This is a genomic window from Kitasatospora sp. NPDC053057 (assembly GCF_044546945.1).
In the GTDB taxonomy this organism is placed as follows: domain Bacteria; phylum Actinomycetota; class Actinomycetes; order Streptomycetales; family Streptomycetaceae; genus Kitasatospora.
In genome coordinates, this window is record NZ_JBITZP010000013.1 from 1 (window position 1) to 20,074 (window position 20,074).

Annotated in this window: 16 protein-coding genes; 8 read left to right on the forward strand and 8 right to left on the reverse strand. The window is 73.3% G+C overall.

The features are described from left to right. Positions 1-93 precede the first annotated feature (93 nt). Entirely contained in the window at positions 94-291 is a 198-nt protein-coding gene (locus ACIG5E_RS15895; protein WP_396534000.1) for a DUF397 domain-containing protein, read from the reverse strand. Between the two features lie 198 nt (positions 292-489). Between ACIG5E_RS15895 and ACIG5E_RS15900 the strand changes: the two genes are divergently transcribed. The 3 genes from ACIG5E_RS15900 (at position 490) to ACIG5E_RS15910 (ending at position 7,032) form a co-directional block, all read left to right on the forward strand. Next, positions 490-2,007, forward strand: a complete 1,518-nt coding sequence (locus ACIG5E_RS15900; RefSeq protein WP_396534001.1) for a TIR-like protein FxsC — start codon at positions 490-492, stop codon at positions 2,005-2,007. Continuing rightward, the gene (fxsT, locus tag ACIG5E_RS15905) at positions 2,004-6,002 is read left to right on the forward strand and encodes an FxSxx-COOH system tetratricopeptide repeat protein (protein ID WP_396534002.1); all 3,999 of its coding nucleotides are present in this window, start codon (positions 2,004-2,006) and stop codon (positions 6,000-6,002) included. Before ACIG5E_RS15900 ends, fxsT begins: the two co-directional genes overlap by 4 nt. 64 nt (positions 6,003-6,066) lie before the next feature. Then, entirely contained in the window at positions 6,067-7,032 is a 966-nt protein-coding gene (locus ACIG5E_RS15910) for a 2-hydroxyacid dehydrogenase (protein ID WP_396534003.1), read from the forward strand. Here the strand turns inward: ACIG5E_RS15910 and ACIG5E_RS15915 are convergent. The 3 genes from ACIG5E_RS15915 to ACIG5E_RS15925 form a co-directional block, all read right to left on the reverse strand. Beyond that, on the reverse strand, positions 7,029-7,883 hold the full coding sequence (locus ACIG5E_RS15915) for an alpha/beta fold hydrolase (protein WP_396534153.1): 855 nt from the start codon (positions 7,881-7,883) through the stop codon (positions 7,029-7,031). The genes ACIG5E_RS15910 and ACIG5E_RS15915 overlap by 4 nt on opposite strands. 22 nt (positions 7,884-7,905) lie before the next feature. Next, a complete protein-coding gene (locus ACIG5E_RS15920) occupies positions 7,906-8,805 on the reverse strand; it encodes a DUF4231 domain-containing protein (RefSeq protein ID WP_396534004.1) in 900 nt (299 codons plus the stop codon). A gap of 191 nt (positions 8,806-8,996) precedes the next feature. Then, on the reverse strand, positions 8,997-9,761 hold the full coding sequence (locus ACIG5E_RS15925) for an SIS domain-containing protein (protein ID WP_396534005.1): 765 nt from the start codon (positions 9,759-9,761) through the stop codon (positions 8,997-8,999). 221 nt (positions 9,762-9,982) lie between these two features. Here ACIG5E_RS15925 and ACIG5E_RS15930 point away from each other — a divergent pair, with 221 nt between their 5' ends. After that, entirely contained in the window at positions 9,983-10,675 is a 693-nt protein-coding gene (locus ACIG5E_RS15930) for a metal-dependent transcriptional regulator (RefSeq protein ID WP_396534006.1), read from the forward strand. 421 nt (positions 10,676-11,096) lie between these two features. Here the strand turns inward: ACIG5E_RS15930 and ACIG5E_RS15935 are convergent, their stop codons facing one another. After that, the gene (locus tag ACIG5E_RS15935) at positions 11,097-11,801 is read right to left on the reverse strand and encodes a bifunctional DNA primase/polymerase (protein WP_396534007.1); all 705 of its coding nucleotides are present in this window, start codon (positions 11,799-11,801) and stop codon (positions 11,097-11,099) included. 305 nt (positions 11,802-12,106) lie between these two features. Here ACIG5E_RS15935 and ACIG5E_RS15940 point away from each other — a divergent pair, with 305 nt between their 5' ends. Both ACIG5E_RS15940 and ACIG5E_RS15945 read left to right on the forward strand, forming a co-directional pair. After that, positions 12,107-13,483, forward strand: a complete 1,377-nt coding sequence (locus ACIG5E_RS15940) for a transcriptional regulator (RefSeq protein ID WP_396534008.1) — start codon at positions 12,107-12,109, stop codon at positions 13,481-13,483. Between the two features lie 160 nt (positions 13,484-13,643). Beyond that, positions 13,644-14,831 (forward strand): hypothetical protein, encoded by a 1,188-nt coding sequence (locus tag ACIG5E_RS15945; protein ID WP_396534009.1) that lies wholly within the window; start codon positions 13,644-13,646, stop codon positions 14,829-14,831. Between the two features lie 52 nt (positions 14,832-14,883). Here ACIG5E_RS15945 and ACIG5E_RS15950 read toward each other — a convergent pair whose 3' ends face one another. Next, positions 14,884-16,185, reverse strand: a complete 1,302-nt coding sequence (locus ACIG5E_RS15950; RefSeq protein WP_396534010.1) for an ABC transporter substrate-binding protein — start codon at positions 16,183-16,185, stop codon at positions 14,884-14,886. A gap of 173 nt (positions 16,186-16,358) precedes the next feature. Here ACIG5E_RS15950 and ACIG5E_RS15955 point away from each other — a divergent pair, with 173 nt between their 5' ends. Both ACIG5E_RS15955 and purU read left to right on the forward strand, forming a co-directional pair. Beyond that, positions 16,359-16,874, forward strand: coding sequence for a hypothetical protein (locus ACIG5E_RS15955; RefSeq protein WP_396534011.1), 516 nt, complete (start codon positions 16,359-16,361; stop codon positions 16,872-16,874). 116 nt (positions 16,875-16,990) lie between these two features. Beyond that, a complete protein-coding gene (gene purU / locus ACIG5E_RS15960; protein ID WP_396534012.1) occupies positions 16,991-17,857 on the forward strand; it encodes a formyltetrahydrofolate deformylase in 867 nt (288 codons plus the stop codon). A 4-nt stretch (positions 17,858-17,861) separates the two neighbouring features. Here purU and ACIG5E_RS15965 read toward each other — a convergent pair whose 3' ends face one another. Next, the gene (locus ACIG5E_RS15965; RefSeq protein ID WP_396534154.1) at positions 17,862-19,043 is read right to left on the reverse strand and encodes a zf-HC2 domain-containing protein; all 1,182 of its coding nucleotides are present in this window, start codon (positions 19,041-19,043) and stop codon (positions 17,862-17,864) included. Beyond that, positions 19,040-19,663, reverse strand: a complete 624-nt coding sequence (locus ACIG5E_RS15970) for a sigma-70 family RNA polymerase sigma factor (protein WP_396534013.1) — start codon at positions 19,661-19,663, stop codon at positions 19,040-19,042. The genes ACIG5E_RS15965 and ACIG5E_RS15970 overlap by 4 nt, the downstream gene beginning before the upstream one ends. Positions 19,664-20,074: the final 411 nt, after the last annotated feature.

The following is a 20,074-nucleotide window of genomic DNA, read 5'->3' on the forward strand; positions in this document are numbered from 1 at the left end:
GGGCCGCCGCCATGCCCGCGCACCTCTCACCCGCACCGACGGCCAGCCCAGATATCAACTGACTGGCCGTCGGCCACTACCTGCGGATTCGGGTCAGAGGTCGACGAAGTGGTCGAACTCGCCGTCCTTGGCGCCCAGGATCCAGGCGTTGAGCTTGGTGCGGGTGGTGGTGACGACCAGCTCGGGCTTGTCGGACTCGCGGATGTAGACGAACTCGCCCTCGGAGGCGATCTCCAGGTAGTTGGCCTGGTCGGTGCTGAAGCTCGACCTCTGCCAGTTGAGCTGCTCCATGCGTACCCCTCCTGATCGTTCACGACGGCCGCAACGAGGGTACTGCTCAACGAAAGGGCACAGCGGCATCGTTTCGGTCATGTCAATTCGTACGGGTCGTTGTGCTATTCCATTGGGGTGTCAGTCGTTCCTACACTGAGACTCCGCCGCACGGGGGCTGCGGGAACCAGGTTGCCGACGGGCCCGGGGGAGGCGCGTGTGAACGACCGTGGCTGGGACGAGGACGAGGCCCGGCCGTACTTCTTCCTCTCCTACGCGCACACCCCCAAGTCCGGTGCGCGCGGTGCCGGTGACCCGAACCACTGGGTCCGGCAGCTCTACCGGGACCTCTGCGAGGCGGTGCTGCAACTCACCACCGTCCCGGCCGGGGTGCCGGTCGGTTTCATGGACGAGTCCATGCACCAGGGCGAGTTGTGGGCGGATCGGCTGTCCGAGGAACTGGCGAGCTGCCGGGTGTTCGTGCCGCTGTACTCGCCCCGGTACTTCAACAGCGTTCCGTGCGGCCAGGAGTGGCATGCCTTCACCCGTCGCCCGGTGTACCCGGCGACCATCGACGCGGAGCGCACCAGCGGCATCGTCCCGGTGCTGTGGGCGCCGATGAGCCGCTACCGGCTGCCCAAGGTGGCCAGTGAACTCCAGTTCAACCACGCGGGGTTCGGGCCCGACTACGCCACCGAGGGCCTGTACGCGCTGATGAAGCTCAGCTACTTCCGCGCCGCGTACGAGCTGGCCGTGCACCGGCTGGCCGCCCGGATCGTGCAGGTGGCGGAGGAGACGGTGATCCCGGTCGGGCGCCGGCTGGACTTCAACACGCTGCCCAGCGCCTTCAACGTGACCGCCCCGACCAAGCAGCTGCGGATCTCCGTACTCACCTACCACCAGGGCGAGTTGCCACCCGACCGCAACCCCGACTTCTACGGTGCCCGGCGCACCGACTGGCACCCCTACCGCCCGGCCGGGTCGCCGATCGCACAGCACGCGGTGCGCCTGGCCCGGCAGTTGGGGTTCCAGCCGACTGTGCACGAGTTCGACGACGAGGTCGAGTCGATCATCGAGGGCAACGCCGAGGCCCCCGGACTGCTGCTACTGGACCGGTGGGCGCTGCGCGACCCGCACCGGCGCGAGCTGGTCCGCCGCTTCGACCGCTGTGACGCCACCTGGGTGAGCGTGCTGGAGCCGTGGAACAGCGACGACCCGGAGTGCGACGGCGGCGGCCGCGAACTGGTCGAGCTCAGCGACCAGATACTGCGGATCACCCGGCGGGCCGGCCGCCCGAGCTTCCTCGGGGTGACCGGCCCGACCGGGCTGAACACCCTGGAGGATTTCGACGACGCACTGCCCCGGGCGGCGATGAAGGCCAAGTACGCCTTCGAGGGCCGTACCAGGGCCGAACCGGAGGAACCGCCGGCGCCCCGGCCGAGCCTGCGGGAGGCCTTCCGGCACGGACCGGGGGCGTACGGGCCGGACGGCTTCGGCGGACACCGGCCGGAGCCCTACGGACCGGACCCCTTCGACCGCGACCCCGACGACCGCGACCCCGACGACCGGGGCGCCGACGACCGAAGTGCCGTTCCCGACGACCGAAGCAACGGTCGCGACAACGGAAGCACCAACCGCAACGCCCGTAACAACGACCACCGCGACACCCGCGACGACCGTGACGACGGCGATGACCCCGATGCTGGGATGGCGCCCTTGGGAGGACCGTACCGATGAGTGACAACACCACCAGGAACTTCCGCATCGGCGCCGCCGAGCTGGCCGCCGCGCGCGAGGCCGCCCGGCAGGCCGCGGAACAGGACCGCCAGGGCCGGATCATCACCTTCTACTCCTACAAGGGCGGCACCGGCCGCACCATGGCCCTCGCCAACACCGCCTGGATCCTGGCCGCCAACGGCTTCCGGGTGCTCACCGTGGACTGGGACCTGGAGGCCCCCGGCCTCGCCAAGTTCTTCCACCCCTTCCTCGACCCGGCCTCGCTGGCCGGCACCACCGGGATGATGGACCTCATCGCCGAGTACCGCGAGGAGGCGCTGCGCCCGGTCGAGCACGCCGAGGGCTGGCACCTGGACTTCGCCCGGGTGCACCCGCACGCGCTGTCGCTGTCCTGGCCGCACTTCCCGTCCGGCGGCAGCCTGGACTTCCTCTCCGCGGGCCAGTTCAACCGCGACTACTCCGAGGCCGTCACCCACCTCGACTGGGACATCTTCTACGACCGCTTCGACGGCGGGCAGTTCTTCGACGCGCTCAAGGCCGACATGTCCAAGCGCTACGACTACGTGCTGATCGACTCCCGCACCGGCCTGTCCGACATCGCCGAGATCTGCACCGTCCAGATGCCCGACGACCTGGTGGTCTGCTTCACCCTCAGCGACCAGTCCATCGACGGCGCCTCCCGGATCGCCCAGCACATCCACGACCGCTACCGCGACCGCGGCATCCGCATCCTGCCCGTCCCGATGCGCATCGACGAGGGCGAGAAGGAGAAGGCGGACGCCGGCCGCGCCCTCGCCCGGGTCCGCTTCGACGGCCTGCCCGCCGGCCTGAGCGGCGAGGAACTCGCGGGCTACTGGGGCTCGGTGGAGATCCCGTACCGGCCGTTCTACGCCTACGAGGAGATCCTCGCCACCTTCGGCGACCAGACCGGCACCCCCACCTCGATGCTGGCCGCCTGCGAGCGGCTCACCTCGGTGATCACCGAGGGGCGGGTCACCGGCCTGCCGGCGGTCGACGAGGAGGTGCGGCTGCGCTACGTCGACGCCTTCACCCGCCGCCGCCCGTCCGTCCCCGCCGACCTGTACCTCTCCTACGTGCCCGAGGACCGGATGTGGGCGGACTGGATCGAGTCCGTGCTGACCCGGGCCGGCTTCCGGGTGCTGCCGCGCGACCTCAGCGCCGGCACCGACCCGCGCGAGGAGACCGAGCGCGGCATCGACTCCGCCTACCGCACCGTCGCCGTGCTCTCGCCCGCCTACCAGCGCTCCCCGCAGGCTCGGGCGCTGTGGGAGTCGGTGGTCAACTCCGACCCCTCCGGCACCCGGCGCCAGCTGCTGCCGGTGCGCGTCGGCGACGTCCGGCTCACCGCGCCGTTCAGCAACCGCAACCCGGTCGACCTGGTCGGCCGCGACGAGGCGCAGTCCGTCCAGAGCCTGCTGCGGGCGCTGGGCCGCGGCGAGGCCCTGCTCGGCGACGCCCCCACTGGCGGCCCGCGCTTCCCCGGCAGCAAGCCCTCGGTGTGGGACGTGCCGCCGCGCAACCCGTCCTTCACCGGCCGCGCCGCCGTCCTGGAGCAGCTGCGCAACCAGCTGCGCGGCGGCATGGCGGCCGTACTGCCCACCCCGCAGACCCTGTACGGGCTCGGCGGCGTCGGCAAGACCCAGGTCGCGCTGGAGTACGCCCACCGCTTCATGTCCGACTACGACCTGGTCTGGTGGATCGACGCCGAGCAGACCGAGCTGGTCGCCCCCGCGCTCGCCGAACTCGCCCGCCGCCTCGGCCTGCGGGTCGGAGACTCCGTCACCGAGGCCGCCGAGGCCGCCCGGGAGGCGCTGCGCCGCGGCGTGCCCACCTCGCGCTGGCTGCTGATCTTCGACAACGCCGACGAGCCCAGCGAGATCCGCCGCTTCTTCCCCGGCGGCTCCGGCCACATCCTGGTCACCTCCCGCAACCAAGCCTGGACCGGGCACGCCGAGGCGCTGGAGGTCGACGTCTTCACCCGCGGCGAGAGCGTCGAGCACCTGTGCCGGCGCGCCCGCAGCCTCTCCCGGCCGGACGCCGACCGGGTCGCCGAGGCCGTCGGCGACCTGCCGCTGGCCGTCGAGGTGGCCGCCGCCTGGCTGGACACCACCGGCACCCCGGTGGAGGCCTACGTCACCCAGCTGCACGCCGAGGCCGCCCGCGCCCTCGCCGTCGACCACCCCACCGACTACCCGACCCCGGTCGCCGCGACCTGGAACGTCTCGATCGGACGGCTGCGCCAGCAGTCCCCGGCCGCCGTGCGGCTGCTGCAGCTGTGCGCCTTCTTCGCGCCCGAGCCGATCTCCATGAACCTCTTCTACAGCGACCAGATGATCCGGGCGCTGGTGAAGTACGACGCCGACCTCAGCGACAAGTTCATGCTCGGCAAGGTCATCCAGGCGATCGGCCGGTACGCCCTGGCCAAGGTCGACGCCGGCAGCAACAGCTTCCAGGTGCACCGGCTCGTCCAGGCGGTGATCCGGGCCGGGATGAGCGACGACGAGCAGGAGATCGCCGTCCACGAGGTGCACCGCATCCTCACCGGCGCCCGGCCCGTCCTCGGCGACACCGACGACCCGGCCAACTGGCCCGCCTTCGACGAGATCTGGCCCCACCTGTCGCCCTCCAAGGCCCACAACTGCGACGAGGCCGACACCCGCCAGCTGCTCATCGACCGGGTCCGCTACCTGTGGAAGCGCGGCGAACTCGACCGCGCCCGCGACCTCGGCCACGCCCTGGACAGCGAATGGACCAGCAAGCTCGGCGAGGACGACCGGCAGACCCTGCTGCTGCGCTTCCAACTCGCCAACGTCCTGCGCTCCCAGGGCAACTACGCCGAGGCGCTGGCCCTGGACGAATCCACCCTGGAGCGCCAGCGGGCGCTGCTCGGCGAGCACCACCCCTACACCCTGATGACGGCCGGCTCGCTCGGCGCCGACCGCCGGGCACTCGGCCGCTTCCAGGCCGCGCTCGACCTCGACCAGGAGATCCTGGAGCAGTTCCGCGAGCTGTTCGGCGACGACAACCCGCGCACCCTGTCGATGGCGAACAACCTGGCCATCGACTACCGGCTGGTCGGCAACAGCGAGGCCGCCCGCGAACTCGACCAGGAGACCCTGGACCGGCGCACCGCCGTCCTCGGCCCCAAGCACCCCTACACCCTGTCCACCAAGTCCAACCTGGCCCGCGACCTGCGCGAACTCGGCGACTACCGCGGCTCGGTGGACCTCCTCCAGGAGGTCACCTCCGACCTCGGCGACGTGCTCGACCCGGACCTGCCGGAGAACCTGCGCAACGCCAAGTCGCTGGCGGTCTCACTGCGCCGGATCGGCCAGCTCGCCGAGGCCCGCCGGATCACCAGGGAGACCTACGAGCGCTACCTGGAGCGCTACGGCGCCGACGCCCCCGACGCGCTGGCCTGCGCGCTCAACCTGGCCGCCGACCACAGCGCCTCCGGCGACAAGGAGGCCGCCCGCGACCTCTGCGCCACCGTCTTCGAGGGCCACCGGCGGCTGTTCGGCGACGAGCACCCGTTCACCCTGGCCTGCGCCAACAACCTCGGCATCTACCTGCGCGGCAGCGGCGACGTCCAGGGCGCCATCGAACGCGGCCGGCTCACCGTCGACGGACTGACCCGCTCGGTCGGGGCGGAACACCCGTACACCCTCAACGCGGTGATCAACCTGGCCAACGCCTACGGCGACGACGGGCAGACCGACGTCGCCGAGGAGCTCGGCCGGGCCGCGTACGCGGGCCTGTGCGCGCGCTACTCCTCGCAGCACCCGGACGCGGTGGCCTGCGAGGCCAACCTGGCGGTCACCCTGCGCGCGGCCGGCCGACACACCCAGGCCGCCGAACTGCGCGCCCGGGCGATCTCCGAGCTGATCCGGCAGTTCGGCGAGGAGCACCCCAACACGGTGTCCGCGCGCGGCTGGAAGCGGATCAACCGAGACCTGGAGCCGCAGCCGGTGTGACCGGGGGAGGGGGCGGGGTACGCTGCGCCCTGCGAGCGCAGCGAGCGATTCACGGAAGGTGCGCATGAGCGATACTCCGCCCCCGGTCCTGGTCACCCGGCGCCCCGTCCCCGGCGTCCTCGAACGGCTCACCGCCCGGTACGCCGCCACCTGCCGCGAGGACGACCGGGAGCTGGAACGGGCCGAACTGCTCGACGCCGTACGCGGCCGCCGGGCCGTGCTCACCACCCTGAACACCCGGGTCGACGCTGAGTTCCTGGACGCGGCGGGCCCGCAGCTGGAGATCGTCGCCAACCACGCGGTCGGCTACCACAACATCGACCTCGCGGCCTGCGCCGAGCGCGGCGTGGTGGTCACCAACACCCCGGGCGTGCTCACCAACGCCACCGCCGAGACCGCCTGGGCGCTGCTGCTGGCCGCCACCCGCCGGCTCGGCGAGGGCGAGCGGCTGCTGCGCTCCGGCAAGCCCTGGACCTGGAGCCCGAACTTCCTGCTCGGCCTGGAACTGGCCGGCACCCCGCTCGGCGTGCTCGGCATGGGCCGGATCGGGCAGTCGGTGGCCCGCCGGGCCCGGGCCTTCGACATGCCGGTCAGCTACTACAACCGCCGCGAACTGCCGCCCGAGCAGGCCGACGGCGCCGAGTGGAAGCCGCTGGAGGAACTGCTCGCCACCTCCACCGTGCTGGTCGTCACCTGCCCGTGCACCGACGAGACCCGGCACCTGCTGGACGCCCGCCGACTGGCCATGCTGCCGCCCGGAGCGGTGGTGATCAGCATGACCGCCGGCGTGGTGGACGAGGAGGCGCTGGCCGCCGCGCTGGAGTCCGGGGCGCTGTTCGCCGCCGCCGTGGACAACTTCGAGCACGAGCCGAACGTCCCGTCCGCGCTGCTCGCCCAGGAACGCGCGGTGCTGGTCCCGCACCTGGGCAGCGCCACCGTCCGCACCCGGCAGGCGATGGGCGGCCTGGCGGTGGACAACATCGTGGCCGTACTGGACGGGGGCGAACCCTTGACCCCGGTGAAGGCCTAGCCCGCCGCCCAGGCCAGGGCCGTGGTCATCACCCGGAACGCTCCGAAGTGCGCGGCGCCGGGCTCCAGGAAGAGCTCGGCGCCCGGGATGTGGTCGGCCAGCCAGCGGGAGTGGTCGACCGGCGAGAACTGGTCGTCCGCGCCGTGCCACAGCCAGGTCGGCACCCCGATCGACCCGACCTCGAAGCCCCAGTCGGCCGTGAAGGCCAGCACGTCGTCGATCCAGCCGTCCGCGCCGTGCCGGAACGCCTCCCGGTAGTTGCTCTGCAGCATCCGCCGCAGCCCGCTGTCCGCCACCACCTCCCGGTCGGCGGGGGAGAGTTCGGTGCGCAGCCCGTTCAGCAGCCGGACCGGGTCGTCCTTGATCTGCCGGGAGCGGAACTCCATCGCGTCGGCGATCCGGCCGTGCCCGCGCTCCGCCTCCCGGTAGGCGCGGACGTTGGACGGGGTCATCCCCGCGTACCAGTCCAGACCGGTGGCGTCGCGCGGCGCCAGGCCCACCAGCACCGCCACCCGGCTGACCCGCTCCGGCAGCATCGCCGCGCAGGCCAGCGCGTGCGGGCCGCCGCCGGAACGGCCCAGCACCGCGAAGCCGTCCAGCCCCAACTCGTCGGCGATGGTGCGCACATCGGCCGCCGCGTGCGACACCCGGCGGCCGAACAGCCGGGTCGAGTCGCCGTAGCCGGGCCGGTCGTAGGAGATCAGCCGTACCCCCAGCCGGTACAGCACGGTGCTGCGCGGGTGCGGGCCGACCCTGCTGCCGGGCATGCCGTGCAGCAGGAACACCGGACGGCCGCGCGGGTCGCCGAGGGACTCGACGGCGAGGGCCCGGCCGTCCGCCGTTTTGACCATCCGTAACGCCACGCGTTCCTCCTCAGTGCTCCCGGTCGGTGGTGGTGCGCACCTCCCGGCGGGCCTGCCAGGTGGTGTGCTCGCGGGACACCGCGTCCTCGGCGTCCCGGGCCAGCCGGGCCCAGATCTCCTCGGCGTCCATCGACTCCAGGTCCAGCCGGGCGAGTTGGAGGCGGATCAGCTCCAGCTCCTCGGCCGCCAGGCCGTACGCGGCGGCCAGCGGGCGGTACTGGCGCAGCTGCGCCCAGGCCGTCACCGAGGCGGCCACCGCCGAGACCGTGCCCAGCGCGTCGTAGGTGAACGCGCCGAGCGCCCGCAGCACCGCCAGCGCCAGGCCCAGCGCCGGCAGCAGCACGCCCAGCACGCCGGTCCAGTACCCGGCGCGGGCGCAGTAGCGGGCCTTGCCGCGGTACCAGTCGTGCTGCACCTGGATCCGCTCGTTCAGGTACACCTCGCGGCGCACCGCCAGCGGCTGCCCGCGCAGGTCGCGCATGGCCTCGGTGATCTCGACCCCGCTCGCCGGCACGGCCACCGGACCGTCCCGGAAGGCGCCGAGCACCCGGGTGAGCTGGAAGCGGTAGAGCCCCTCGGCGTCCGGCAGGCTGCGCGGCGGCGGCTGGTAGGCGTCCGCCCGGACGGCGAACTTCCAGGCCAGCGTCTTCACCGACTCGGCGGCCGCCCGGCCCTCGTACCACAGGCCCTGCGGGTTCTGCCGGCTGATCACCACCGCCAGCGCCATCGCACCCAGGTAGCCCGCGGCGGCCGGCCAGGCCCACGGCTCGCCGTCGGCCGAGCCGGTCGCGGCGGCGACCAGCAGCAGCGCCAGCTCCCACGCGGAGAGCAGTACGGAGCGGCGCTGGCCGCGCAGCGAGGCCGCGTCGGCGGCCCAGAAGAACTCGGGCAGCAGCTCCCGCTCGCGCACCCACCCGGTCCGTCCCGCACCAGACGCCATGCTCGGCCCCCACCCGTCGCTCCGGTCCCTCCGCTCTCCTGCCCCGGGCGGCTTCCCGGTACGCCTGGCGCGGGCCGGGGCGGTCGGCAATGGCCGGGAAGCCCCGGTGGATTGTCCGGTACGTTCCGTAGTCGTGCCGGCACTCGCCGTCATGGCGGGTGTCAGTAGGTGTAGAGGATGCGCTCGGCGTTCTCGGCCATCTGCTTGGCGTTCCACTCGGTGCCGCCCGGGACGTTCCCGGAGCGGAACAGCGGCGGCGCGGCGGCGTCACCGGCGGCCGCCCGGTCCGCCAGCCGGCCGACCGCCGAGGCGACCACGGCCTGCATCAGCGCGCTGGTGACGATGGTGGAGACCGGGCCGAAGGAGGTCTCGGCGCCGGGGTGGGTCAGCTCGCCGTCGCCGATCGCGATCTTGTTGTCCAGCACCACGTCGCAGTGGTCCTTCAGGTAGGTGCCGGAGGGGTGCGCCGAGGGCACCTCGCCCGGGTAGGCCAGCGAGGTCACCCCGATCACCTTCAGTCCGCGGTCCCGGGCGTACCGGGCCAGCTCGACCGGCATCACCTGGCGGCCGGACAGCGAGATCAGGAACAGCAGGTCCCCGCTGGTCGCCGGGGTCAGGTCCAGGGTCGAGGTGGCGAGCCCGGAGACCCGCTCCAGCGCGCTGGACAGCGGCGCGGGCATCATCGTCACCCCGGCCATCCCCGGCACGTTCAGCAGGTTCATCGGGACCAGCCCGCCGGCCCGGTAGACCACGTCCTGGGCCGGCAGCGAGGAGTGCCCGGCGCCGAAGGTGAAGACCCGGCGGCCCTCGGTGATCGCCTCGGCCAGCAGGGCGGCCGCCGCCTCGATGGTCTCGGCCTCCTCCTCGCGGACCCGGTTCAGGTGGGCGATCGCGGCGTCGAAGTACCTGCCGACCAGGTCGTTCATCGGTTGCCTTCGCTCTCTGCCGGTGGGGGCGCCGGCCGGGTGGGGCGGCCGGGGTGGTCCAGACCGCCAGTGGAGAAAGCTACGGCGAGCACGGTCGCGCCCCGGTGGCACCGCTGTCAACAGGAACGAAAACCGGTACCGGAACGCCCCGGGCGGGCCCGGTTGTCGGTGCGGTACGTCAGAATTGGCGGTGAGGACACCGAAGAACGGAGCCAGCGGCGATGTCTGGGCTGATCGACACCACTGAGATGTACCTTCGCACCATCCTGGAGTTGGAGGAAGAGGGCATCGTCCCGATGCGCGCCCGGATCGCGGAGCGCCTGGAACAGAGCGGCCCCACGGTCAGCCAGACGGTCGGCCGGATGGAGCGCGACGGGCTGCTCCAGGTCGCCGGGGACCGCCACCTCGAACTCACCGAGGAGGGCCGCCGGCTCGCCGTGCGCGTCATGCGCAAGCACCGCATCGCCGAGTGCCTGCTCGTCGACGTGATCGGCCTGGAGTGGGAGCAGGTGCACGAGGAGGCCTGCCGCTGGGAGCACGTGATGAGCGAGACGGTCGAGCGCAAGGTGCTCGCCATGCTCGGCCACCCGACCCAGTCCCCGTACGGCAACCCGATCCCGGGTCTGGACGAGCTGGGCGACACCAAGGCCGAGGGCGAGGGCTTCGACGCCGCGCTCGTCCCGCTGGACTCCGTCAAGCCGGGCGAGACCGGGGCGGACGTGGTGGTCCGCCGGATCGGCGAGCCGATCCAGACCGACAGTGCGCTGATGAGCACCCTGCGCCGGGCCGGCATCCGGCCGGGCTCCACGGTCAAGGTGACCACCGGTGTCGGCGGCGTGCTGGTCGGCACCGGCGAGAACGCGGCGGAGCTGGGCAAGGACATCGCCCAGCACGTGTTCGTCGCCCAGGCCTGAGGCCTCCGGCCCCGCCGCTTCCTCCGCCCCTCCCGCTCCGACGATCAGGGCCCGCTGCTCCCCGTGCAGCGGGCCCTTCCCGTCCTCCCCGGCTCCCTCCCGATCCCCTCCGCCCCTCCCGCTCCCTCCCGCTCCCCTCCACCGCCTCGCCCGGCTTCCCCGTCCGAGCGACCCTTCCGGCGTCCCCTCGCACCGCAATTCCTCCCCTCGGCCGATCATGGCAATCCTTGAGCGCTGTCACTCGTACGAGGGGCTTTCCCGGGTGACCAGCGGGTAGACCCAGGCCTTATCCGCACATGCGTATGACGGGCCCCGTCCCCGGTGGGGGACAAGGCCCGTCACTCGCGCGCGTTGTGTCGCGCGGTGCTCGCCCTCACCCGATCGGCGCAGGGCGGCAGACTTCGGGGGCCGGTGCCGGGGGTCAGACCCCGGCCGGCTGGGCGGCCTGGAGCTGCTGGGCGGGCGCCTCGCGGCCGCAGGCGTACGCGAGCGGGCTGATCAGTTCGGCGGCGTCCGGCAGCCAGCGGTTGGACTCGGAGGGGGAGCGGGCCCACTGGGCGTAACCGGTGGAGCCGATCCGCGACGGCGGGGCGACCGTCCAGTCCCCCTCGCCGCGGGCGACCAGGTCCAGCCGCCCGGGCGCCCAGCCCAGCTTGCGGAGCATCTCCGGGAGCTTGGCCGCGACCCCGGGCAGCACCAGGAAGTGCAGCCGCCGCCCGATCCGCCCGGGCGAGCCGGGCAGCACCACGACCGGGCCGAGCTGGAGGTCCATCCGCTCCATCCGGGCCAGCGCCAGGCACCCGGCCGTCTCCGGCACGTCCAGCACGTCGAAGGACCGGCCGGTGGGCAGCAGGATCGACGCCCTGGGCCGTTCGGTCCACCAGCGCCGCACCGCGCCCGGCCCGGCGCTCGCCTTGCGGGCCCAGTCCGCGTCCATCGGGTGCGCGCCCGGCAGCGCGCAGCGCGGGTCGCCGCAGGAGCAGCGGGCGGGCCCGTCGCCGTCGATCAGCCAGGCGCCCGGGGTCACCTCCCAGTGGCGGTTCTCGGCGTAGCCGACGGCTTCGATCAGCAGCGGGGGCAGGCCGGCGTTCTCGTCCTGGCCGGGGGCGTCGGGGATGTCTTCCACGGGCTGCTCAACTACCGTGCGTGAGGCTGGTTACGGCTCGGATGGCCCCGGTCGGCCGCATCCCGGCAATGTCACCCGAACCGGTGACTCACGCGAGTTGGGGCGGGCGGAGGCAGGCGCAGCGGGGGCGCACGGAAGCATTCCCCAGGGCGCGCGGGGGGTGCGGTTCGTCACCGTGGGTATCCCGCTGACGTTGCTGATCGCTAACCTGGTGTCAGATTCCTTGGACGGTCGGACAGTCGGCAACAGATCAGCACATCGTCGCCCGCCGGCCGGGACCGGAGGGTGTGGGGAGGCGAAGCCCAATGGCCGCGAGACCACTCGTCGCACGACAGCCCAACGAGCGCCTGCAGCAGCTGATCCAGGAGGCCAGCTGCTCCAACGCCGGCCTGGCCCGCAGGGTCAACCTGTGCGGCGCGGAGCACGGACTGGACCTGCGCTACGACAAGACCTCCGTCGCCCGCTGGCTGCGCGGGCAGCAGCCGCGCGGTCAGGCGCCGGCGGTGATCGCCGAGGCCCTCGGGCGCAAGCTCGGCCGCGGCGTGTCGGTCGAGGAGATCGGCATGGCCGACGGCAAGAACCTCAGCTCCGGCATCGGGCTGCAGTTCGCGCCGACCCTGGGCGCCGCCCTGGAGCAGGTGTGCGAGCTGTGGCGCAGCGACGTCGGCCGGCGCGACTTCCTGACCGGGGCGACGGTCGCCGCCTCCGCGCTGGTCGAGCCCAGCCGGGACTGGCTGATCACCCCGCCCGACCCGGTGGTGGCCCGCACCGGCGGCCCCCGGGTCGGCCCGACGGACGTGGCCGCGATCAAGGCGACCACCGCGATGCTGGTCGACCTGGACCACCGCTTCGGCAGCGGGCACGTGCGCCCGGTCGTCGTGCACTACCTCAACTCGGTGGTCTCCGGCCTGCTCGGCGGCGCCTACCGGGAGGAGACCGGCCGCCAACTCTTCGCCGCGGTGGCCCGGTTGACCGAGCTCGCGGGGTACATGGCGGTGGACACCGGGCAGCCCGGGCTGGCCCAGCGCTACTACATCCAGGCCCTGCGGCTCGCCCAGGCCGCCGACGACCGCGGCTACGGCGGCTACGTCCTCGCCGCCTCGATGAGCCACCTGGCGGCCACCCTCGGCAACCCGCGGGAGATCGCCCAACTCGCCCGCGCCGCGCAGGAGGGCGCCCGGACGGTCGCCACCCCGACGGCGATGGCGATGTTCTACGCCGCCGAGGCCCGCGGCCACGCCCTGCTCGGCGACGCCCGCTCCTGCGAGGCGGTGTCGGCCAAGGCGCTGGAGATGATGGAGAAGCGCCGCCCGGAGGACGACCCGGACTGGATCGCCCACTTCGACGACGCCTACCTCGCCGACGAGCTCGCTCACTGCCACCGGGACCTGGAACAGGCCGGCCCGGCCGAGCACTACGCCCGCCGGGCGCTCGACCTGCACCCGCCGACCCGGGTGCGCCGCCGCGCGGTGGACCTCGTGCTGCTCGCCACCGCCCAGCTCCAGCAGCGCGAGCTGGAACGCGCCTGCGAGACGGGCACCCAGGCGGTGCGGCTGCTGAGCGGGCTGCGCTCCAATCGGGGCGTGGAGTACCTGGACGAGTTCCGGCGCAGGCTGGAGCCCTACCGGGAGCAGCGGGTGGTGCGCGAGTTCCACGCCAGGGCGGACGCGGAGGCGGCCTGAGCGTCTGCGCTGGGAGCGGGTGGGTTGTCCCGCCCACGTGGTCACCCGGTGAGGCGAACCGGTAGCGTGGGCGCGACGTCCAAGGAACTGTGATGCTCCCAAGAACCGACGAGATGTGGTCCGCCGCCTGTGCGCGGTCCTGCACAGGTGAGGAATCGCGTTGAGTCAGCGCCGCTCGTACCCCAACTCCGGTGACTTCAACCTGGACGACCTGTTCCGCCCCGAGCCCGGCCAGCCCCAGGGCCAGCCGGGCCAGCCGCAGGGCCCCACGGCCGTGCCGCCGGTGGGCCAGCCGTCCGGTCAGCCGGAGTACCTGGGCGACGGCGCGCACGCCCAGCAGCAGTGGGGTGCCGCGCCGCAGCCCGGCTACGGCGTCCCGCCGCAGGCCGACCCGGCGCCGGCCACCCAGCACCTGCCGCCGTACCCGGCCGGCGACCCGCAGGGTGGCGGCTACCCGGCGCCGCAGCCCGGTTACGGCGTCCCGCAGCAGGCCGCGCCCGGCTACCAGGGGTACCCGCAGGCCGCGCAGCCGCAGCAGCAGGGCTACCCGGGGCAGGGCTACGGGCAGGACCCGGCGCACCTCCAGGCCGGCCACGGCACCGACGGCTACGGGCAGAGCGGCTACGGCACCGACGGCTACGGGCAGGGCGGCTACGGCCAGGGCCCGGACGCGACCGAGGCGGGCCGCCCGGGCCGCGGCGGCCGCTCCTCCAGCAAGCTGATCATCGGCGGCGTGGTGGCGGGCTGCGCGGCGGCCGGCATCCTGGTCGCCGTCCTGATGAGCGGCAGCGACGACACCGGCAAGACCGGCCGGAAGACCGCCCCGGTCGCCGCAACCGGCAGCACCGGCCCCGGCACGGCGAGCGCGAGCGGCTCCGGCGCCGCCGCCGACCCGGAGGTCAAGGCGCAGGCCCAGCCGCTGTCCGACCTACTGGGCACCGCGAGCGACAGCCGCAGCTCGGTGGTCTCCGCGGTCGCCTCGGTGCAGAAGTGCGACAAGCTCCCCGACTCGCAGCAGGCCCTGTCCGCCGCGGCCGGCAAGCGGCGCGAGCTGCAGACCAAGCTCGGCCAGCTGAAGACCGACAAGCTGCCCGGCGGTCAGCAGCTGATCGAGCAGCTCAACGCCGCTTGGACGGCCTCGGCCCAGGCCGACGACGAGTACGCGGCCTGGGCGACCGACGCCCAGTCCTCCTGCGACCCGAAGAAGCCGGACACCGGCAACCAGCACTACAAGAACGCCGTGCAGGCCAGCGGCACGGCGACCACCGCGAAGAAGCAGGCCTCGTCCCTGTGGAACACGATCGCCACCCAGACCGGCCTGCCCAACCGCGGCGACGGCGACCTGTAGCAGCCGGCAAGGGCGGGCCCGGGAATTGGCCCGCCCGTGCCGGAGCTGCGGCTCAGGCCGGGGGCCGGCCGCCGGTGAGCACCCAGCGGACGTCCACGAAGCCCGGCTGCTGCAGGGTCATCCGCCCGTTCTTGACCACCTGGTAGGTGACCCAGGTGTTCACCAGCCGCGGCGACTCGGTGCTGGGCAGCATGTTGGTGGTGCCCCAGTTCAGCGGCGGGGTGAGGCCGACATCGATGCCCTCGCCGCTGTCCAGCAGCGCGGTGATGGCCTTCGAGTCGACCGGCTTGCCGGCCGCCGAGAGCTTCTCCGACACCACCCGGAACACCTCGTACGCGACCCAGGTGGTCTGCACGCCCGGGTCGGAGACGTCGATGGTGCGCCCGCCGGTGGTGTCGGAGCGCACCACCGCGCGCAGCCCGTCCCAGGTCTTGGCCGACTCCGGCGGGTACCAGCTGGTGACGAACGCGCCGGCCAGCGGGCCGGAGTCGCCGCCGGTGGAGTCGACCACCGACTGCTGGACGCTGCCGATCACCGAGGCGATCCGGGTGTTCTTCGGGGTCAGCCGCCGGTAGGCGTCCAGCAGGTTGCCGGTCGGCTCGGGGGCCATCGCGCTGGTGACGCAGTTGCCCGGCTCGTCCCTGCCGATCGCCTTGCGGGCCACCTGGGAGTAGTCGGAGGACTGCTCGGGCGCCTTGACGTCCAGCAGCTTCATCCCGGCCGGCTTGAGCGCGTTGCCCAGGTAGCCGAGCAGGCTGTCGCCGGCCGGGGTGTCCGGGCGGATCAGCGCGACGGACTTGCAGCCGGCCTCGACCAGCTGGCGGCCGCTGCCCGCGATCAGCGCGGGCATCCCGCCGTCCACCGGGTAGGACAGCGGGCTGGAGAACTCGGGCTGGGACAGGCCGTAACCTCCGATCAGCGGGATGCCGGCGCGCTCCAGCACCGGCATGAAGGCGTCGCCCCACTGGCTGTAGGAGCCGATCACCGCGGCCGCCTTGGCGTCCACCGCCTGCTGGGCGCAGGCCCTGGCGCCGTCGGCGGTGTTGTGCTCGTTGCAGGTGATCACGTGCAGCTTGTGGCCGTTCAACCCGCCCTTGAGGTTGACGTCCTGGCCGATCGAGTCGGCCAGCGCGGTCATGCCGGGGCGGTCCGCGGAGCCGGTGCCGGACGGCGCCCAGGTCATCACGGTCAGGTCGTCGGCGTGGGTGGAGGCATCGGCCGGTCCGCCGCACGCGGAGGCCGAGAAGAGGGTGGGGAGCAGCGCCGCGGCGGTCACCGCGGCGGCGATCGGACGCCGGCGGCGGCGCCGGGCGATCGTGGGACGGGCCTGGAAGGATTCCCTTCGGCTGGTCATCGGTCTTCCCTCTCTGGGCGCCATCCGGCGCACCGGAAACAGCCAAGACCCGGAGCCGCAAGCCGAGAGGGCCGAAATGCGAACGCTCGGCAAACGACGGCTGAAATCCGAAGGGGTACGCGTGTAGATCGCGAGTGGAGCACGAACAGAAGGGGAACGTACGATCGTTCACCATGTCCGCCAGCACAGATTCTTCGCACCGGTCCGCCCGAAACCCTTCTCGTCCGGGCCACCGCTCCAGCACGATGGGCGGCATGCCGCTCAACGACCTGCCCTGGTGGCGCTGGCGAGCCCGACTGCGCTCGGCGCTGCACATGCTGTCCGACCCCGGTTTCCAGCAGGAGGCCTGGCTGGCCGGACGGGAGGGCTACGGGGACGTGACCGACGCCGTCTACCGGCTGGTCGAGGACACCTGGCTGGACCGCTGGTCCGCCGAGAAGTACGTGGGCACGATGTTCCGCGACTCCGCCGAGGCCGCCCTGGTCGACGTCGCGGTGCTGCGCGCCGTGCAGATGCTGCACGAGGTCGGCGCGGACGCCCCGGCCTCCGCCTACCTCGGCCACCCCGGCTGGCCGGAGACCGTCCGGGCCGCCCGCGAGGCGCACGTCGCCCTGGCCGTCGGCGACGGGGAGGACCCGGACGCGGCCCCCAGGTCACTGGACGTGCTGCGCATCCTGACCCAGGTCTGAGGCTCGTCCGCCGGGCGGTGCCGTCCCGCAGTACGGGCAGCGGGGCGGCCACTGTCCAGGATGTGACACGCTGGACCATTCACGAACTCGCACGACCTCAGGACGGGATACCCCCAGTGGAACAGCAGCCGGCCAGCGCCCAGTACGTCCTCACGCTGTCCTGCCCCGACAAGCAGGGCATCGTCCACGCTGTCTCCAGCTACCTCTTCATGACCGGCTGCAACATCATCGACAGCCAGCAGTTCGGGGACGGGGACACCGGACTGTTCTTCATGCGGGTGCACTTCTCCGCCCCCGAGCCGGTCACCGCCGACAAGTTGCGGGCCAGCTTCGCCGCGATCGGCGCCTCCTTCGGGATGGACTGGCAGATCCATCCGACCGAGCAGCGGATGCGGATCGTCCTCATGGTCAGCAAGTTCGGGCACTGCCTGAACGACCTGCTCTACCGCACCCGGATCGGCGCCCTGCCGGTCGAGATCGCCGCGGTGGTCTCCAACCACACCGACCTGCGGGACCTGACCGAGAGCTACGGCGTCCCCTTCCACCACATCCCGGTCACCAGGGACACCAAGGCCGACGCCGAGCGGCAGCTGCTCGACCTGGTCGAGAAGGAGAACGTCGAACTGGTCGTGCTCGCCCGCTACATGCAGGTGCTCTCCGACCAGCTGTGCACCGAGCTGTCCGGCCGCGTGATCAACATCCACCACTCCTTCCTGCCGAGCTTCAAGGGCGCCAAGCCGTACCACCAGGCGCACGCCCGCGGCGTGAAGCTGATCGGCGCCACCGCGCACTACGTCACCGCCGACCTCGACGAGGGCCCGATCATCGAGCAGGAGGTGGCCCGGGTCACCCACGACGTCAGCCCGGACCAGCTGGTCGCGCTCGGCCGGGACGTCGAGTGCCAGGCGCTGGCCCGCGCGGTCAAGTGGCACAGCGAGCACCGGGTGCTGCTCGACGGCAGCCGGACCGTCGTCTTCGCCTGATCCCTCAGCGCCGCGACAGCAGCGGCAGCGCGTGCAGCACCTCGCGCACCGCGGCCCGGTCGCCGTGCTCGCCCACCGGCAGCCGGTCCGGATCGCGGTGCGCGGCGGCCAACTGGCACAGCTCCAGGCCGTCCAGCACCATCGAGGCCACCGGCTCCCCGCCGGGCGGCCCCGCCTCCTCGCCGTCCAGCGGCACCAGCCACTCGCCGGCCGCCGGACCGTCCACCACCAGCCGCAGCCGCCTCGCCTCCCGCACGGCCGGCGCACCCGGCACCCCGGCGAGCTCTGGGCGCGCCGCCCGCAGCCCGGCCAGCGCCCGCGGCAGCAGCCGGACCACCAGCTCCACCATCTGCCGCAGGTGCTGCGGCGCCGGCGGGGCGTACGGATAGGCGACCGCCCGGGCCACGTCCTCGCCGTGCACGAAGCACTCCAGGGCGCGGTCCACGAAGGCGTCGCGCAGCGGGAACACCGCGTGGCCCAGGTCGACCGGGGTGCTGCCGTGCGGGGCCAGCGCGGCGCCGCGCACCAGGTCGTGGGTCTGCTGGCGCCACCGGGCGCGCACCGACTGCGGCGGCAGCCCGGCCTGGTCGGCGAGCAGCCGGGCGGTGCGCGCGGTGACCGCGGCGTACGGGCCGCCCTGCGGCGGTACCCGAGGCACCGGGACGGCCGTCTCCTGCGCTGGCACCCGGCGCTCCACCACCGCTGTCGGCGCCGGGGCGGACGGGACGGCCGCCGGGACCGGGTCGGGCAGGCCGAGGGCGAGCGCCAGGAAGCCGTCCGCCGCGGTCAGCCGGCCCAGCACCTCGGCCGGGCGCAGCCACTCGGCGCCGCCGTGCCACGGCAGTTCGGCCACCTCCTGCCACTCCTCCGGGCCGAGGTCGCGCAGCAGCGCGTCGAGCTTGGCGGTCTCCGCGGTGTACGGCATCCCCCAGGCGGGCACGGGCAGTTCGGCCGGGCGGCGGGCCAGGCACCAGTCCAGCACCTGCTGGCGCAGCGAACCGGGCTGGTCCAGCGGCTCGTCCAGGGAGAGCCAGCCGGCCGCGTCGCGCAGCCGGGCCGCCTCCTCGGCGCACTCCGCGCAGTCGCGCAGGTGCTGCTCCAACTCGGCGGCCTCGCGCGGCGGGCAGGCACCGAGGGACCAGGCACCGAGCAGCGAGCGCAGGGCGTCGTGCCGCTCCTCGTTCATGTCCACCTGCCCCCGTCCCGGTCGCCGTTCCCGTTCCGGTGCTCCGCGCGGGGCTCCCGGCGGGTGCGTTCGTCGGCCAGTTCGTCGGCCAGTTCGGTGGCCAGCAGCTCCAGGCCGAGCCGCATCCGCTGCTTGGCGGCCTGCTCGCTGATGCCGAGCAGCCGGGCCGTCTCCTGGTAGGTGCGGCCGTCGTAGTACGTCACCGCGATGGTCTCACGCAGGGGTTGGGGCAGGGAGTCGACCACGTACTGCATGCGCGCGGCGGTGGCCACGGCGCGGATCTCCTCCTCCTCGGCCGCGCCGGCGCCGCGCTCCGGCGCCCGCTCGGCACCGCGCCGCGCCCGCAGCCGTTCGACCGCGCGGCGGTGGGTGAGCGCGCCGAGCCAGGAGCGCAGCGAGCCCTGGGCGGGGTCGAAGTCCTCGGGGTGCTCCCAGACGTGGGCGAAGACCTCCCGGGTGAGCTGGGCGGCGGCCGCCTGGTCGGCGAGTATCCGCCCGGCCAGGCCGTGCACCATCGGCGAGAGCCGGTCGTAGAGTTCGCCGAGCGCGGTCTCCTCGCCGCGGGCGAGGCGCCGCTGCAACTGCTCGTCCCAGCGCGGGATCCGGTCCGGGGCGGCCATCAAGAACCACCCTCCTGCCCGGTTCGCTTGGCGTTACCCAACGGTATCCCGTGGCCGGGCGGCGGGGGGAGGGATTCGGGCAAGTACGGTCCCTCACCTCGTGTTACGGCGGCCCCGTGGCTCGGTGGCCGCTCCTGGGAGGCCGGTGGTGGACCGTCGCCTGGTGGGACCGTCCGTCCGTGGGACGGTCCGCCGGGGCCGCTGTTCGAGGACAGCTGGACATATGTCGCACGGGTGGTTCGCGAGTGGCGGGCCGGGTGCCGGGGGTGTCCGGCGGTAGGTTCCCGCCAGGGCGTGTCCGACACGCGCTGAGCGGGACCGGCGTCGGCCCGGGCCGGACGAGTGCCGGTGCGAGACTCGCGAGAGTGAACGGGACAGTATGCACTGCCCTGTCCCCCGATCGCCGGAATA